The organism is Micromonospora sp. CPCC 206061 (assembly GCF_036906915.1).
Lineage (GTDB): Bacteria > Actinomycetota > Actinomycetes > Mycobacteriales > Micromonosporaceae > Phytohabitans.
In genome coordinates this window covers 34,435-49,604 of sequence record NZ_JBAKHX010000064.1, presented here as the reverse complement: position 1 = coordinate 49,604, position 15,170 = coordinate 34,435, and the positions used below count along the sequence as shown (strand labels likewise).

Genomic DNA, 15,170 nt, shown 5'->3' with positions numbered 1-15,170 from the left:
CCCCTCCCCCCACCCGCCTGCCCCTCGCGCCCCCACCCTCGCCCCGCCTCGCCCCGCCCCTCGCGGCCACGCCCCGCCCGTCGCGCCCTCGCCTCTGCCGCCCTCGCCTCTGCCGTCGATCAAGGGCGAATGCACGTGGTTGGATCTCTTTTCCGCGTGCGTTTGCCCTTGATCGATGCGACTTCCCTTGATCGGCGTCGCAGGTGGGGAGGCCGTCCGCACACCGCCGCGCATCCGCGCGAGGCCGAACCATCACCGGCGTTCGGACGCCGCGGTTTCGGGAAAGCGCGACCTCGGCCAGCATCGGACGCCGCGAGTTCCCCCACCTGCGGCCACCCGCCGCCCAAGCCGCCCACGAGCCACGCCGCCCCGCTACGCGGCAGCGCCCTCTGGACGAGCAGCGCCCTCTGAGCAAGCAACGCCCTCTGAGCAAGCAGCGCCCTGGAAGGGCAGCCGGTCGCCACAGACGAGGCCCGATCGCCCCGTCTGCGCGGCCAGGATCCGCGTGGCGCAGCGCGCCCGGACGGGCGGGCACAGCCCGCGCCGATCAAGGACATCCTCATCGATCAAGGGCAAACGCACGTGGAATAGAGATCCAATCACGTGCATTCGCCCTTGATCGACGAAAGCAGCCGGGCCGCGGGACGGAAGCAACCGGGCCGCGGGACGGAAGCAACCGGGCCGCGGGACGGAAGCAGCCAGGCCCGAGGACGGGAAGCAGCCGGGCTGCGGGACGGAAGCAGCCAGGCCCGAGGACGGAAAGCAGCCAGGCCCGGGGACGGGAAGGAGCCCTAGATGGACACGTGGGTGGGGGCGACGGTCTCGTCCAAGCGGGAGAGCCACCCTGTCACGTCGCGGGCCACGTCCTGGGCGGTCAGCCCCAGGTCAGCGAGGATCTGCGCGCGGCTGCCGTGCGGGTGCCACTCGGACGGTACGCCGATGTCGCGCAGCGGCACGTCGACGTCGGCATCGCGCAGCGCCTTGGCCAGCGCGTCGCCGACTCCGCCGGCGCGTACGCCGTCCTCCACGGTCACGACGAGCCGGTGGTCGCGAGCGAGGTCGACCAGCTCACCGGGCACCGGGCGGACCCAACGCGGGTCGACCACGGTCACCCCGTACCCGTGCTCAGCCACCCGGGCAGCAGCGTCGACGCCGAGCTGCCCGAATGCGCCCACGGCCACCAGGAGCACGTCGCGCGAGCCGGACTCGACCAGCACGTCGACCGGCCCCACGCGCCGGACCGCGGGCAGGTCGGTCGCCACCGAGCCGGTCGGGAAGCGTAGTACCGTCGGCCCGTCGTCGACGGCGACCGCCTCGCGCAGCTCTTCGCGGAGTGTGGCGGCGTCGCGTGGTGCCGCGATGCGCAGGCCCGGCACCACGCCGAAGACCGACATGTCCCAGATGCCGTAGTGGCTCGGCCCGTCGGGCCCGGTGATCCCGGCCCGGTCGAGCACGAACGTCACCGGCAGCTTGTGCATGGCGACGTCGAGCAGCACCTGGTCGAACGCGCGGTTCAGGAACGTCGCGTACACCGCCACCACCGGGTGGAGGCCGCCGATCGCCAGGCCGGCGGCCGACGTGGCCGCGTGCTGCTCGGCGATGCCGACGTCGTAGACGCGCGACGGGTACTTGCGGGCCAGCGTCGCGATGCCGGTGGGCTCGCCCATGGCGGCGGTGATGCCGACCACGTCGGGCCGCTCGTCGGCGATCGCGACGAGCTCGTCGGCGAACACCTGCGTCCACTTCACCGAGGGCGCGGCGAGCAGCTTGCCCGTCTCGACGTCGAACGTGCTGGGCGAGTGCAGGCAGTCGGCTTCGTCTTCCTCGGCCGGCCGGTAGCCGTACCCCTTGCGCGTCACGGCGTGGACGATGACCGGCCCCCCGAAGCCCTTCGCGCGACGCAACGCCGACTCGACGGCCGCGATGTCGTGGCCGTCGATCGGCCCGACGTACTTGATGCCCAGGTCCTCGAACATGGCCTGCGGCGCGACCGCGTCCTTGATGCCGGTCTTGACCGCGTGCAGCACCTCGTACATCGGCTTGCCAACCAGTGGCGTCGCGCCGAGCGCGTCTTTGACCAGGTCGAGCACCTTCTCGTAGCCGGGGTTGAGCCGCAGCGTGGAGAGGTGGTCGGCGAGGCCGCCGATGGTGGGCGCGTACGACCGGCCGTTGTCGTTGACGATGATCACGAGCGGATTGCGGGTGGTGGCGATGTTGTTGAGCGCCTCCCAGCACATGCCGCCGGTGAGCGCGCCGTCGCCGACCACGGCGACCACGTGCCGCGCCTCGCCCCGCAGGGCGTACGCCTTGGCGAGGCCGTCCGCGTACGACAGCGCGGTGGAGGCGTGCGAGTTCTCGATGATGTCGTGCTCGCTCTCCGCCCGGTTCGGATAGCCGGAGAGGCCGCCGCGCTGGCGGAGATGGTCGAAGCCTTCCTGGCGCCCGGTCACCATTTTGTGGACATAAGCCTGATGTCCCGTATCGAACAGGAACCGGTCGCTTGGCGAGTCGAACACCCGGTGCATGGCGAGGGTCAGCTCCACAACGCCCAGGTTTGGCCCGAGATGCCCGCCAGTCCGCGACACCTTCGCCACCAGGAAGTCGCGGATCTCGGTGGCCAGCAACGCCAACTCCTCCGGTGACATCCGCTTGACGTCCTGCGGACCGCGAACCGAGGCGAGACCCACTTCAGCACTCATGACCGCCGAGTCTATCCGCAGCCCGCGAGGCCGCAGGAGATCGTCAGCACTAACAGGTGGGTGCGGAACCCGTGTTCACGTACGCGTCCGAGACGAAATACCCAGGCGCAAGCCGATTCCACCGGTTCGTGGTGCCATACGTGACGGTGTCGCCCGCCACCTGACACTCGATGATCAGCCGTGCGTGGTTGGCGGCCATACCCACCGCGCTCGCGTCGACGCGCGGGCCGTCACGCACCGTCAGCGTTGATCCCGGCGTCCGCACCGTGCCGCGCAAACCCGTGCCCGTCCATAGATATGTGACGTCGACCCAGGCGTTGTTCGTCAGCCGGAGCCCGTCCCAGAACGTGCCGTCAGCCAGGTCGATGCCGGCAGGATTGCGCACCCTCCGCCCGTACCCGTCCTTCCCGCCGTTGTACCCCTCCTGATACGCCGCCTGCACCTCCGGTTTGCCCTGCGGCAGGTCGGTCCACGACTGACGGACCGACGGCGGGTTCCAGTAGTCGTCCGTGACGTTCCACGGGCCGACATCCCACACCGGCGCCCACTCGCACCGCCCCGCGGCAGCGCACACCCGCACCGTGTAGTCGCCGGTGTTCTTCGGCGCGAGGCCCCGCCGTGACGGCAGCGCCACGAAATGGTCCCGGCTCGTGATGACATGGCCGTTGGCCGTGGCGCCGCCCACCAGCCCTACCCTCGTCGCGAAGATCCGGTAGGTGTCGCCGAGCCCGAACGGCCGCACCAGCGGCTCGCCCCGCTCGGCGATGATCCGCACGCTCTCGACGGTGGCCGGTCCGTCGAGGGTGATCCGCACCTCCAGGACCGTCGTATCCGGCAGCGTCGCGGGCACGGCCGTCCACTCAGACCACCGCTGCGGGCCAAGCTCCGCGCGCACCTCGACGATCACGGCGGTGCCGGCCGGCGTCGCTGCCGCGACGTCCGCCCGGACCCGATTCACCGGCGCCGTCGTGGTCCTACGAGTGATCTGGTACGCGGACACGCGCCCCGAGCGCACACTTGCCGACTGGGCGCTCTCGCCGGCGACCGTGAGACCGCCCCGCGCATAGGCCACGTTGACGTCGTCGTCACCGATCTGATCGAGCGCGACGTTCCAGGTAACGGTGGACGCCGCCGCGCCGGGTGCCGCCGGCACCAGCACCACCGCGGCCACCAGCGCCGCTCCTACTCCTCTCAGCCGCATCGCCTACTACTTCCCTACACCATCGATACACGAGCATCACCCGTCTGGTTGACAAAACGGACAGATCGCACAGACAGTCGGTAGGCTGAGTAAATGCCCCCCGGTCGCACACACGGTTACGCCACCGGCCAGGTGCTCGCGATGATCGCCATCCTGCTGGTCTGCTTGCCACTGCTCCCGCTACTCCTGCTGCTCGTAGCCTGGGTCCGCCTCCGCGACCGCCTCGCCGCCCGCGCCCCCCGCCCCGAGCCCGCCCACCGCCTAACCGCCCGCACCCCCTAGCCCCGCACCCACCGCCCGCGCCCCGCGCCACCGCCGCGCCCGCGCCGCGCCCTGATCCCCGCCGATCAAGGGCAAACGCACGTGCTTTGATCTCCGATCCACGCGCATTCGCCCTTGATCCACGCAGACCTCCTTGATCGACGGCCGGGCCCGGGCCTTGTCGGCCGGCATTAGCGACAGGGCCAGGTCCGGACCGCCGGCGCGTCGCGGCCTTGGCTGAGAAGCTCGCCTGCTGAATCGACCACCGCGCGTTGTGCGAGAGGCGCACGCAACATCCCGAAGGTCGCGGCGACCGATCCCGGCCCGCGCGCCCGGCGGATCTCTGGCGGCACTCGACCAGCGCATCCGAGAGACGTCGATCAAGGAGATGTTCGTCGATCAAGGGCAAACACACGCGGAAAAGAGATCAAACCACGTGCATCTGCCCTTGATCGACGAGAGGGGGCAGTGTGAGATGCGCACCGAGTGACGCGGGGTCAGGGGGTCAGTAGGGCTATGCACTCCACGTGGTGGGTCATGGGGAAGGCGTCGTAGGCGCGGAGTTCTGCCAGGTGCCAGCCGGCGTCGCGGAACGTGCGGACGTCGCGGGCCAGGGCCGCCGGGTCGCAGGCCACGTACGCCACGGCGCGCGGGCCGGCGGCGATCATGGCGTGGGTGACGGCGCGCCCGGCGCCGGTGCGGGGTGGGTCGAGCACGATCACGTCGACCGGGCCGGACAGGCGGCCGCGGAGCACACTTTCGACCTTGGCCGGTACGACTCGGATCTGGGGCAGGTCGGCCAGGGCGGTGCGGGCAGCGGCCACGCCGCGCGGGTCGGCTTCGACGATGGTGACGCGGCCAGTCGGGCCTACCGCCGGGGCGAGGGCGGCGGCGAAGAGGCCGGCGCCGCCGTACAGATCCCAGGCGGTCTCGCCGGGGCGCGGCTTGAGCAGGTCGAGCACCGCCGACGTGAACGTGTCCGGTGCGGCCGGGTGTACCTGCCAGAAGGCGCGCGCCGGCAGTGTCCACTCGCGACCGACCGCACGCTCGCGAACCGGCACCTCGTTGCCGATGACGATGGCTTCCCCCGCCGATGGGGCGACGGTCTCGACGGAGGCGGCGGACGGCCATGGCCGGTCGGTCACGGGCAGCGCCTGGATGTGCGGGTGCGCGATGCGGCACCGGTCGATCGCCACCACCTCGTGCGACCGGTGCTTGAGCAGACCAGCCCTCCCGGCGGCGTCCACGGCGTACCGCACACGCGTGCGCCAGCCCAACGGGCCGCCGGGCAACGCTTCCACCTGTACCGGAAAGTCTGGCAGACCGGCGAGCCGGGTGAGCTGCTCGCGCACGACGGCGGCCTTCCACTGCCGCTGCGCGGCAGGGGTCGCGTGCTGGAGGTCGCAGCCCCCGCAGCGGTCAGGTCCCGCGAAGGGGCATGGCGGTTCTACCCGGTCCGGCGAGGCGTCGAGGATGGTGACCGCGTCGGCCCGCAGGTACCCGGGGTGCACCTCGGTGATCTCGGCGATCACTCGCTCGCCGGGCAGGGCGTGGCGCACGAAGACGACCCGGCCCGGCGGCTCGCCGACGCGCGCGACGCAGTGGCCGCCGTGCGCGGGCGCGCCGACGGTGAGCTCGATCTGGTCGAGCAGCATCATGGGCGGGTGGCCTCGTCTTCGTTGGAGCCGCGGGACCGCGGGCCGCGGGCGGGGCCGCGGGAAAGTTCGCGGTCGAAGCGGTCGAGGTTGCGGCCGGCGCTGGAGGCGAGCTGCCACGGCACGCTGGTGACCATCACGCCGGGTTCGAAGAGCAGCCGGCCCTTGATCCGCAGAGCGCTCTGGTTGTGCAGCAGGTTCTCCCACCACTTGCCGACGACGTACTCGGGGATGAAGACAGTCACCACGTCGCGCGGCGCGTCCCGGCGCACCGACTTGACGTACTCGATGATCGGCCGGGTGATCTCCCGGTAGGGCGAGTCGATGACGGTGAGCGGCACCGGCACCTGCCGGCGCTCCCACTCCCGCTGGATGGCCTGGGTGTCCTTCTCGTCCACGTTGACGGTGAGCCCGGTGAGCGTGTCCGGCCGGGTGGCCTGGGCGTACGCGACCGCCCGCAGCGTGGGCATGTGCACCTTGCTGACCAGCACGATGGCGTGATTGCGGGCGGGCAGCACGGGCCGGTCTTCGGCGGGAGTCAGCTCCCGCGCGACCGTGTCGTAATGCCGCCGGATGCCCAGCATGATCACATAGATCACGGCCATGGCGGCGATCGCGATCCAGGCGCCGAGCAGGAACTTGGTGATGAGCACCACGACGAGGACGGCGCCGGTCAGGACCGCACCGAACGTGTTGATGGCTCGGGATCGGATCATCCGGTTTCGGCGCTCGGCGTTGCGCTCCCGTTTCAGCAGCCTGTTCCAGTGCCGGATCATGCCGGCCTGCGAGAGCGTGAACGACACGAAAACGCCCACGATGTACAGCTGGATGAGCCGGGTCACCTCGGCCTGGAAGGCGACGATCAGCACGATCGCGAAGACGGCCAGGAAGACGATGCCGTTCGAGAAGGCCAGCCGGTCGCCGCGGGTGTGCAGCTGGCGTGGCAGAAAACGATCCTGAGCGAGGATCGAGCCGAGCACGGGGAACCCGTTGAACGCGGTGTTCGCGGCCAGGAAGAGGATGAGCGCGGTCGCTCCGGCGACGACGTACAGCAGGATCGAGCCGTCGCCGAACACCGCCGTGCCGAGCTGGGTCGTGACGGTCTTCTGCACGTACCCCGCCGGACCCTCGATGATCTGGCGAGCCGGATCCTCGACGAACTGAAGGTGCGTCAGGCGCGACAGCCAGATGATCCCGACGAGCATGGTGACGGCCGTGACGCCGAGCATCAGCAGGGTCGTCGCGGCGTTGCGGCTCTTCGGTTGCTTGAAGGCCGGTACTCCGTTGGAGATGGCCTCGACGCCGGTGAGCGCCGCGCAGCCGGACGAGAATGTTCGTAACAGCAGGAACGCCATCGCGAACCCGGTCAGGTGCTCCTCTTCGGCCGCGATGACCAGGCCTGCGCTCGGCGCCTGGAGGTCGTCGCCCAGCACGAAGATGCGGATCAGTCCGGTCACCAGCATCCCGATGATGACGATCATGAACCCGTATGTCGGGATCGCGAACGCGGTGCCGGACTCGCGGAGGCCGCGCAGGTTCATTGCGGTGAGCAGCACGACGGCCGTGACCGCGATGCCCACCTTGTGCTCGGCGACGAACGGGATGACCGAGCCTAGGTTCGCGACGCCGGACGAGACGGATACCGCCACCGTCAGCACGTAGTCGACCAGCAGCGCGCTGGCTACCCCTATGCCGAACTTGGGTCCCAGGTTGACCGTGGCCACCTCGTAGTCGCCGCCGCCGGACGGGTACGCGTGCACGTTCTGCCGGTAGCTGGCCACCACCGTGAGCATCACCACGACGACGGCCAGGGCCACCCACGGCGAGTAGACGTACGCCCCCGCGCCTGCGATGGAGAGCGTGAGCAGGATCTCGTCGGGGGCGTACGCCACGCTGGAGAGCGCGTCGGAGGCGAAGACCGGCATTGCGATCCGCTTGGGCAGCAGCGTGTGCTGGAGCCGGTCGGAGCGGAACGGCCGGCCGACGAGCAGCCGTTTCAGCAGCGAGGTGGGACTGACCACAAGCGCAGATCGTACGGCGCCCGCCATCCGCCACCACACGCGCGCCGCTGGCGTGCGACCCTTCAGGTGTAGGGCGCGCTGAGGGGAGTCACGGGTGCACGTCGTGATCATGGGGTGTGGACGAGTGGGGTCCACGCTGGCACACAACCTGGAGTCACGGGGTCATTCGATCGCGGTCATCGACCAGAATTCCGACGCTTTCCGCCGGCTGAGCCCCGAGTTCGCTGGCGTCACGGTGACTGGCATCGGGTTCGACCGTGACGTGCTGCGCCAGGCCGGCATCGAGCGGGCCGACGGCTTCGCGGCGGTGTCGAGCGGCGACAACTCCAACATCATCTCGGCCCGGCTGGCCCGCGAGACGTTCGGCGTGTCTCGGGTGGTGGCCCGGATCTACGACCAGAAGCGCGCCGAGGTGTACGAGCGGCTGGGCATCCCCACCGTCGCCACCGTGCGCTGGACGGCCGACCGGATCCTGCGCCAACTCGTTCCGGAGGGCACCGTCGAGATCTTCCGCGACCCCACCAGCACCGTCGCGATCATCGAGGCGCCGCTCCACAAGGACTGGTACGGCCAGCCGCTGCGCGCCCTTGAGGCCACGGCCGGCACCCGCGTCGCATACCTGATGCGCTTCGGCATCGGCACCCTGGCCAACCCGGACACCATCCTTCAAGAGGGCGATCAGGTCTTCATGCTCATCACCGACGACATCGCCATGCAGGTCAGCACCGCGTGCACGGCTCCCAAGGGAGGTAAGTGATCATGCGGGTCGCGATCGCGGGGGCCGGCAACGTCGGGCGGTCCATCGCACAGGAGTTGATCGAAAACGGTCACCAGGTGATGCTCATCGACCGCCAGCCGGGCATGCTGCGCCCCGAGCGAGTGCCCGCGGCCGAGTGGATCCTGGCCGACGCCTGCGAGCTGTCCAGCCTCGAAGAGGCCGACGTGGCCGGCTGCGACGTGGTGGTCGCGGCCACCGGCGACGACAAGGTCAACCTGGTGGTGTCGCTGCTCGCGAAGACCGAATTCGCCGTGCCGCGGGTGGTCGCCCGGGTCAACCGCGCGGAGAACGAGTGGCTCTTCAATGAGCAGTGGGGCGTCGACGTCGCGGTGAGCAAGCCGCGCCTTATGGCCGCACTGGTCGAAGAGGCGGTCACCGTGGGTGACCTGGTGCGGCTGATGACGTTTCGGCAGGGCGAGGCGAACCTCGTCGAGATCACGCTGCCGCCGTCCGCGCCGCACGTCGGCAAGCCGGTGCACTCGGTGCCGCTGCCCCGCGACTCCGCGCTGGTCGCGATCGTGCGCGGAAAGCGGGTGCTGGTGCCGTCGCCCGACGACCCGATCGAGGGCGGCGACGAGCTGATCTTCGTGTGCACGGCCGAGGTCGAAGACGCCGTCCGCGCGGTGATCCTGGGCGACCCGGAATAGGTCCTTCTAGGCGGGGGCGACCTCGGCGTCCGCCGTGCGCATCGTCCGCCGGACGGTCCAGACCGTGATGGCGAGGAGCAGCAGGTACGGCGGGTAGCCGAGCGCCAGCCGGGCCACGCCGAGCGCGGTGTCCATGTCGGCCAGGTAGAGGCCGGCCTGCACGCCGACCTTGGCCAACCACACCACGCCCCACAGGATCGTGAGCCAGTTGAACATCCGGATCAGCCGCTGGTCGCCGCGCCACTCGGACTTGCCGCCCGCCACGATCACCGACCAGATCCAGCCCACCAGCGGCTGGCGAACCGCGACCGAGCCGAGCAGCGCCAGCCCATAAGCGATGCCGTACAGGATGCCGGGCAGGTAGAAGTCTTTCTCGTCGCCGGTGCGCCAGGCGATGGCGGCGCCGATGCCGACGCCGACGAGGCCGTTGACGGCGTGCCGGATCGGGCGGCGCTGCGCCAGCCGCATGACCGCGATCGCGACCGCGAGACCCACCGAGGCGATCAGCGCGGGGTTGAGGTCGGCGACGACGTTGACGAGCACGAAGACGACGATGGGGACGCTCGACTCCACGAGCCCGCGCCAGCCGCCGAGCTGGTCGGCCATCTGCTCGGCGAAGCTAGGGAGCTGTTCGTCTTCCTCAGGTGGGGTTTCCGTCATGCTCACCGGGACGCTTCCAACTCGTAGTACGGGTTGTAGATGACTTTTCGGTCATCTCGGACAGCCACCCGGCCGCGGGCGACCAGCTGCCGGCCGGGCTCGATCCCGGCGATGTGCCGCCGGCCGAGCCACACCAACGTGATCACGTCGCTGCCGTCGTACAGGTCTGCCTCCAGAGTGGGCAGGTTGGTGCGTGGAGTGTAAACCACGGTACGCAGCCGGCCGGACACGGAGACGAGTTGCCCTCGCCGGCACTGTCCGGCCAGGGTACAACCCGAAACGACACTTTCCCGCTGCAACTGCTCTGCGTCGAGCTCGGCCTCGCTCGCCGTGAGGCGCTTGAGGAACCTACGCATCGACGAGCGGCTCTGGTCGGTCGCCATGACCTCGGCGTCCCCTCCTCGACAAGCCCCCGGACTTCAGCGTACGTCGGCTTGTCGATCACGCGCCATCCCTACCGCCGGCCGTCGCGCGGCCGGCGGTAGGAGTACGGCTTCAGTGGCGGGGGCGCGGAGATGGTCTGCGGCGCGGCGGCGCCTGGCCGCCCGGACGCTCGCCGTTGATCTCCGGAGCGGCCGGCGGCTCCTGGACGGTGGCACCCTGCGCCTTCGCCTCGTCGGTCACCTCGCGCGGCAGGCGCAGCGGCAGCGCCTCGCGTACCGGCTTCGCCTCGTGCCCCCGGTCGACGACCAGCCCGCGCAGGCAGTCGATCAGCGAGCCCGCCCGGCCGGGGTCGACCGCGGCCGGGCCCTGGAACACGCCGCGCACCATCCACCGCGGACCGTCGACGCCGATGAACCGCAGGTCGGTCAGGCCATCCGGGGTGCGTACCCGGGCGCGCAGCTCCACGCCGTACTCGCCCTCGGTCTCCTCCGCGGCGACACCGTCGTCGAAGAGGGACTTGCGGATCTCGGCGCGAACCTCCTCCCAGATGCCCTCCGAGCGGGGCGCCGCGAACACGCCGAGCTGGAGAGCGTTGTCGCCGTGCACCAGCACCACCTGCTGCACCACGCCGTCCGGGTTGGCCTGTACGCGCACCTCGACCCCGTCGATCGCCGGGATCTGGAGGCTGCCCAGGTCTAGCCGGCGCACACCCTCCGGAGCCTCGGACACGTCGTACGGGCCGTACGCCGAGGGCGCCGCTGCCGGAGCCTCCTCCGCCTCGAAGAACTCGTCGTCGGAGCGAGCGTGCCGTCCGCCCTCCCGGCGTCGCGAGAACCTCACTGTCGTGCCTCCAGTCCCGAATGACCGCCTGTCGACCCGTGCCCGCCCGCGCCTCGTACGGACTCGGACAGCTCGTCGACGGCGTGGAAGTTTGCGTGTGCCACCCGCTGCACCACGAGCTGGGCGATGCGGTCGCCTCGGGAGATCTTCGCGGTCGCGCCGGGATCGTGGTTGATCAGGTTGACGAGGATCTCTCCCCGGTAGCCGGCGTCGACCGTACCGGGTGCGTTCAGCACCGTCACGCCCAGCCGGGTTGCGAGCCCGGACCGCGGGTGCACCAGGCCGACGTACCCCTCCGGCAGCGCGATGGCGACGCCCGTCCGCACGAGGGCACGGGCGCCCGGCGCGAGCTCCACGTCTTCGGCCGCCACGAGGTCGGCGCCGGCGTCTCCCGGGTGGGCGTATGCGGGCATCGGCAGGTCCGGGTCCAGCCGGCGCACGGCTACGGACACAGCGTCGGTCACGGTTTCCACTCTCTTCGTGTCACGCGGGTACGGGGTGGTCCCACCATCCTGCCGTATCCGGTTCGCGGACTACCCTCACCACCATGGGATACGCCGAGCGACTGACCGTACCGTGGTGGCTCTGGCTCCCCGGCCTCGGCGGGGCTGCCCTGCTCGCGACCGAGATCTGGCTGGGGTCCAGCGGTGTGCGGGCCTGGCTGCCGTTCGTCGTGCTGCTGCCGCTGGCCGCCGCGGGCCTGTGGTGGCTCGGCCGCATCCGGGTCCGGGTGGCCGGTGACGAGCTGCTCGTCGACGACGCTCGGCTGCCGGTGCGCTTCGTCGCCGACGTCGTCCCGCTCGACGCCGAGGGTCGCCGCGAGGTGCTGGGCGTGGGCGCCGACCCGCTGGCGTTCGTCGTGCAGCGCCCGTGGATCGGTGGCGCGGTCCAGGTCGTGCTCGACGATCCGGCAGACCCCACGCCGTACTGGGTGGTCAGCTCTCGGCGCCCGGACGAGCTGGCCACGGCGCTGCTTGCGGCCCGCGACGCCGCACGCGGCGTCACCGTCGAGCCCTAGCTGACCCCCGGAGGCAGTGCGCGGCGGAGGTCGTCGCGGACCCGCTTGCTGAGCGACTGGGTCGCGCGGCGGTTGAGGTAGCTCGCCACCGCCGCTCCCGTGAGCAGGGGTCCCAGCGTGGTGAGGTGCCGCCCGAAGCGGCGCAGCAGCATGTCGCGCAGCTCCTTGCGGGCAGCGGTGCTGAGCACGGCAGCCACGCCGACGCCCGGCACCAGCGGGTTGACCCCGCGCTGGGCGGCCCACGCCTGGAGCAGGCTGATCGCCCGCTCCATCGGGCTGCCCGGCACCGGCTCCCCGTACACCTCGTGCAGCTCCGCGATCAGCTTGATCTCGACAGCGACCACCGCGACTGTCTCCGCGGCCAGCAGCACGGGAGCCGATAGCAGGGTCGGCGTGGCCACCCACTCGACCGCCGCGATGCCGCCGCCAGCCGCGCCCACGCCGCCGGTGGCCCGAGCCGCGTTGCGCACGAGCCGGTCGGCGAGCGCCTCGCCTGAAAGCCCTGGGTAGTGCCGCCGCAGCGTCGCGAGATCGCGTACCGGAATGTGCGGCGCGACCTCGGTCACCACGTCGACCAGACGGCGAGCCATCGCCTTCGGCCGGAACAGGCTGCTGAGCCCGTCTCGCCGCACCTGGCCGGCCAGGCGGCGCAGTAGTTGCTTGCGCTCGCCGCCCGGCACCTCCTCGTCGGCCAAGGCGGCGACGGTTGCACTCAGTTCGGGGTCACTCATACCGTCCTCACCTCCCCACGGGTCGGCCCGGCGGGCGACCTCGTCAGCGAGGTCGCCCTTGGATCAGCGGCCCTAGGCGCACTCGCGGCAGATCAGGTCGCCGTTGCGCTCGAAGGCTAGCTGGCTGCGGTGGTGGACGAGGAAGCACCGGGCGCAGCGGAACTCGTCCTGCTGCATCGGAAGGACCTTGACGGTCAGCTCCTCGTCGGCGAGGTCGGCCCCGGGGAGTTCGAAACTCTCGGCAACCTCTGCCTCGTCCACGTCCACAGCGCCCGACTGTGAGTCGACGCGCCGTGCCTTGAGCTCCTCCAGGCTGTCCTCGCCGAGGTCTACCTCGTCGCGACGCGGGGCGTCGTAGTCGGTGGCCATCGGATGTCACTCTCCTGTTTCGATGTGTCGCTTCCCGGTTGTAACGCCGGACGACAGTGTTTCGGTTCCCGGCTGGCCGCCGGGTAACCCGCCTGGTCCGATCTGGCACATCGCCGTGCCGGCCCGTGGCGGCACCCGCCGGAAGGAAACTCCCCCTGCGAGCGCGGTACCTTACCGCCCTTGAGGCGAGGCATGTATACCGCCCCTGTGGGATGCTTGTACGCCCGCGCGCGCGAAGTTGTTCCCAATGTGACTCAGGCGACACGAAGATAGGGGCACCGGTGGCGGGATCAGCGTCAACGCGCCGGTAGTCTGCGCTCCTTTCCGCGCGGGTGTGGCGTCAGACGCTAACCTCATCGCCATACCACTGCCACCTGGACGGGGAGCACCACCAATGACCTTTGCGCGTGTGCGGGCGCTTGTAGTCGTCGGGCTCCTCGTGGTCTGTGCGTTGGTCTTCGTGGTGGTCGCGCTGACGCGCGACACCCAGCGTGGCGAGGCGCCGGTCGCGAAGTGCCCGGACGGATGGGCGCGCGCCGACCTGGCGCTGCGCCAGGAGAAAGACATCAAGATCAACGTCTTCAACGCGACAGACACGCCGAACCTGGCCAACTCGGTGGGCGCCGACTTCGCGAACCGGAAGTTCCAGGTCAAGAAGAAGGGCAACGACCCGGCGAAGAAGGCCGTCGCGGGCGTGGCCGTGCTGCGGTACGGACCGAAGGGGGTCGGCTCGGCTCAGGTACTCCAGGCGTACTTCCTGCGCGAGGCCGACCCTGAGTACGACCCGAAGCGCGAAGACGACGTGGTCGACGTGGTGATCGGCGACGCCTTCAAGCAGCTCGCCACCACCACGGAGAAAAACCAGGCGCTCGTCGAGCTGGGCAGCCCGGTGCTGCCGCCGCAGTCCTGCGCCCTGGACGCCGCCTAGGGCCCTCCGGCCGCGTCCAGCTCGACCAGGCGGTCGTGGAGTGGCTTGAAGAGCGCGGGCGGCGCCGCCACCACCATGGCCAGCCCGGGCGGCGCGCCGGAGAGGCCGCCCACCAGCAATCCCGCCTCGGTGGCCACCAGCCCTCCCGCGGCGTGGTCCCACGGGTTGAGACCCTTCTCGTAGTACGCGTCCAACATGCCCTCAGCCGCCGCACACAGGTCGAGCGCCGCCGACCCGAACCGCCGGATGTCTCGCACCTGCGGCAGCAGCCCGGCGAGCACCGTCGCCTGATGCGCCCGCCGCGCCGCGTCGTACCCGAACCCGGTGCCGACCAAGGCCTGGCCAAGATCGGTCTCACCCGAGCCGCGCAGCGGCCGGCCGTCGCGGTACGCGCCGCCACCGCGGGTGGCCGTCCACTCGGCGCCCGTCGCCGCGTTACGCACCACGCCCGCCACCACCTCGCCACCGACCTCAGCCGCCAGGGAGACCGCGTACTGGGGCAGCCCGTACAGGTAGTTCACGGTGCCGTCGATCGGGTCGAGGATCCACCGCACCGCCCCGGACGCGGTAACGGCGGTCGCGCCGTACTCCTCACCCAGGACGGTGTCGCCGGGGCGCACCTCGCGCAGCGCGCCGACCACCTGGCGCTCCACGGCCCGGTCCGCCGCGGTCACCACGTCGGTGTCGGTGCTCTTTGTGGTGACCCCCGAAACACCCTCGGCCCGCATCCGGCTGGCGGTGTCGGCAGCCTCCCGGACAATCTTTATTGCGATCTCAAGCAACTCTTCCGGCATCGGCGCCGCGTCGCGCATCCGTACCCCCTCAAACCCCGTATCATCCTGTCAAAGCCCTCCGGCACCGGTCCGCTCCGGCCCCTTGTGAGGTCCTGTCGGCGTGCGCGGCAGGATGATCGCGGCTGACAGCGTTACAATTCACGCCTGCCCACGTGACACGGACCGCCACCGCCGGCCGGTACGC

General features: G+C 70.7%; 16 protein-coding genes. 5 read left to right on the top strand and 11 right to left on the bottom strand.

Going from position 1 to position 15,170, the window contains the following annotated elements:
• Positions 1-791: 791 nt before the first annotated feature.
• Together dxs and V6V89_RS30930 are read right to left on the bottom strand one after the other, a co-directional pair.
• Positions 792-2,699, bottom strand: coding sequence for a 1-deoxy-D-xylulose-5-phosphate synthase (gene dxs, locus V6V89_RS30935; protein WP_334623044.1), 1,908 nt, complete (start codon positions 2,697-2,699; stop codon positions 792-794).
• 49 nt (positions 2,700-2,748) lie between these two features.
• Positions 2,749-3,900 (bottom strand): hypothetical protein, encoded by a 1,152-nt coding sequence (locus V6V89_RS30930; RefSeq protein ID WP_334623043.1) that lies wholly within the window; start codon positions 3,898-3,900, stop codon positions 2,749-2,751.
• Positions 3,901-3,993: 93 nt separating this feature from the next.
• On the opposite strand from V6V89_RS30930, the gene V6V89_RS30925 reads away from it, so the two are divergent.
• Positions 3,994-4,182: a hypothetical protein gene (locus tag V6V89_RS30925; RefSeq protein WP_334623042.1), complete on the top strand. Its 189-nt coding sequence runs from the start codon at positions 3,994-3,996 to the stop codon at positions 4,180-4,182.
• Between the two features lie 476 nt (positions 4,183-4,658).
• Here the strand turns inward: V6V89_RS30925 and V6V89_RS30920 are convergent, their stop codons facing one another.
• Both V6V89_RS30920 and V6V89_RS30915 read right to left on the bottom strand, forming a co-directional pair.
• Positions 4,659-5,819, bottom strand: a complete 1,161-nt coding sequence (locus V6V89_RS30920) for a class I SAM-dependent RNA methyltransferase (RefSeq protein ID WP_334623041.1) — start codon at positions 5,817-5,819, stop codon at positions 4,659-4,661.
• A complete protein-coding gene (locus V6V89_RS30915; protein ID WP_334623040.1) occupies positions 5,816-7,837 on the bottom strand; it encodes an APC family permease in 2,022 nt (673 codons plus the stop codon). Before V6V89_RS30915 ends, V6V89_RS30920 begins: the two co-directional genes overlap by 4 nt.
• A gap of 109 nt (positions 7,838-7,946) precedes the next feature.
• On the opposite strand from V6V89_RS30915, the gene V6V89_RS30910 reads away from it, so the two are divergent.
• Positions 7,947-8,594, top strand: coding sequence for a potassium channel family protein (locus V6V89_RS30910; protein WP_334623049.1), 648 nt, complete (start codon positions 7,947-7,949; stop codon positions 8,592-8,594).
• Positions 8,591-9,262, top strand: coding sequence for a potassium channel family protein (locus tag V6V89_RS30905; RefSeq protein WP_334623039.1), 672 nt, complete (start codon positions 8,591-8,593; stop codon positions 9,260-9,262). Before V6V89_RS30910 ends, V6V89_RS30905 begins: the two co-directional genes overlap by 4 nt.
• A 6-nt stretch (positions 9,263-9,268) precedes the next feature.
• Here V6V89_RS30905 and V6V89_RS30900 read toward each other — a convergent pair whose 3' ends face one another.
• From V6V89_RS30900 to dut, 4 genes are all read right to left on the bottom strand, one after another.
• Positions 9,269-9,922, bottom strand: coding sequence for a DUF3159 domain-containing protein (locus V6V89_RS30900; protein WP_334623048.1), 654 nt, complete (start codon positions 9,920-9,922; stop codon positions 9,269-9,271).
• Between the two features lie 2 nt (positions 9,923-9,924).
• Complete coding sequence (locus tag V6V89_RS30895; protein ID WP_334623037.1) at positions 9,925-10,305, bottom strand: OB-fold nucleic acid binding domain-containing protein; 381 nt, start codon at positions 10,303-10,305, stop codon at positions 9,925-9,927.
• 112 nt (positions 10,306-10,417) lie between these two features.
• Complete coding sequence (locus tag V6V89_RS30890; protein ID WP_334623036.1) at positions 10,418-11,146, bottom strand: DUF3710 domain-containing protein; 729 nt, start codon at positions 11,144-11,146, stop codon at positions 10,418-10,420.
• Positions 11,143-11,610 (bottom strand): dUTP diphosphatase, encoded by a 468-nt coding sequence (gene dut, locus V6V89_RS30885; protein WP_334623035.1) that lies wholly within the window; start codon positions 11,608-11,610, stop codon positions 11,143-11,145. Before dut ends, V6V89_RS30890 begins: the two co-directional genes overlap by 4 nt.
• A gap of 83 nt (positions 11,611-11,693) precedes the next feature.
• On the opposite strand from dut, the gene V6V89_RS30880 reads away from it, so the two are divergent.
• Complete coding sequence (locus V6V89_RS30880; RefSeq protein WP_334623034.1) at positions 11,694-12,164, top strand: DUF3093 domain-containing protein; 471 nt, start codon at positions 11,694-11,696, stop codon at positions 12,162-12,164.
• Here V6V89_RS30880 and V6V89_RS30875 read toward each other — a convergent pair.
• Complete coding sequence (locus V6V89_RS30875; RefSeq protein ID WP_334623033.1) at positions 12,161-12,895, bottom strand: hypothetical protein; 735 nt, start codon at positions 12,893-12,895, stop codon at positions 12,161-12,163. The genes V6V89_RS30880 and V6V89_RS30875 overlap by 4 nt on opposite strands.
• Before the next feature lie 72 nt (positions 12,896-12,967).
• Positions 12,968-13,264, bottom strand: coding sequence for a DUF4193 domain-containing protein (locus tag V6V89_RS30870; protein WP_334623032.1), 297 nt, complete (start codon positions 13,262-13,264; stop codon positions 12,968-12,970).
• Positions 13,265-13,673: 409 nt separating this feature from the next.
• Here V6V89_RS30870 and V6V89_RS30865 point away from each other — a divergent pair, with 409 nt between their 5' ends.
• Complete coding sequence (locus V6V89_RS30865; RefSeq protein ID WP_334623047.1) at positions 13,674-14,192, top strand: LytR C-terminal domain-containing protein; 519 nt, start codon at positions 13,674-13,676, stop codon at positions 14,190-14,192.
• Here the strand turns inward: V6V89_RS30865 and V6V89_RS30860 are convergent.
• Positions 14,189-15,004 (bottom strand): inositol monophosphatase family protein, encoded by an 816-nt coding sequence (locus V6V89_RS30860; protein ID WP_334623031.1) that lies wholly within the window; start codon positions 15,002-15,004, stop codon positions 14,189-14,191. The two genes, V6V89_RS30865 and V6V89_RS30860, sit on opposite strands and share 4 nt — an antisense overlap.
• Between the last annotated feature and the right edge of the window lie 166 nt (positions 15,005-15,170).

Coding starts and splice junctions, on each gene's coding strand:
- V6V89_RS30910 (WP_334623049.1), top strand. CDS start 7,947: ATGGGGTGTGGACGAGTGGGGTCCACGCTGGCACACAACCTGGAGTCA.
- V6V89_RS30880 (WP_334623034.1), top strand. CDS start 11,694: ATGGGATACGCCGAGCGACTGACCGTACCGTGGTGGCTCTGGCTCCCC.
- V6V89_RS30920 (WP_334623041.1), bottom strand. CDS start 5,819: ATGATGCTGCTCGACCAGATCGAGCTCACCGTCGGCGCGCCCGCGCAC.
- dxs (WP_334623044.1), bottom strand. CDS start 2,699: ATGAGTGCTGAAGTGGGTCTCGCCTCGGTTCGCGGTCCGCAGGACGTC.
- V6V89_RS30895 (WP_334623037.1), bottom strand. CDS start 10,305: ATGGCGACCGACCAGAGCCGCTCGTCGATGCGTAGGTTCCTCAAGCGC.
- V6V89_RS30900 (WP_334623048.1), bottom strand. CDS start 9,922: ATGACGGAAACCCCACCTGAGGAAGACGAACAGCTCCCTAGCTTCGCC.
- V6V89_RS30875 (WP_334623033.1), bottom strand. CDS start 12,895: ATGAGTGACCCCGAACTGAGTGCAACCGTCGCCGCCTTGGCCGACGAG.
- V6V89_RS30860 (WP_334623031.1), bottom strand. CDS start 15,004: ATGCGCGACGCGGCGCCGATGCCGGAAGAGTTGCTTGAGATCGCAATA.
- V6V89_RS30930 (WP_334623043.1), bottom strand. CDS start 3,900: ATGCGGCTGAGAGGAGTAGGAGCGGCGCTGGTGGCCGCGGTGGTGCTG.
- V6V89_RS30925 (WP_334623042.1), top strand. CDS start 3,994: ATGCCCCCCGGTCGCACACACGGTTACGCCACCGGCCAGGTGCTCGCG.
- V6V89_RS30870 (WP_334623032.1), bottom strand. CDS start 13,264: ATGGCCACCGACTACGACGCCCCGCGTCGCGACGAGGTAGACCTCGGC.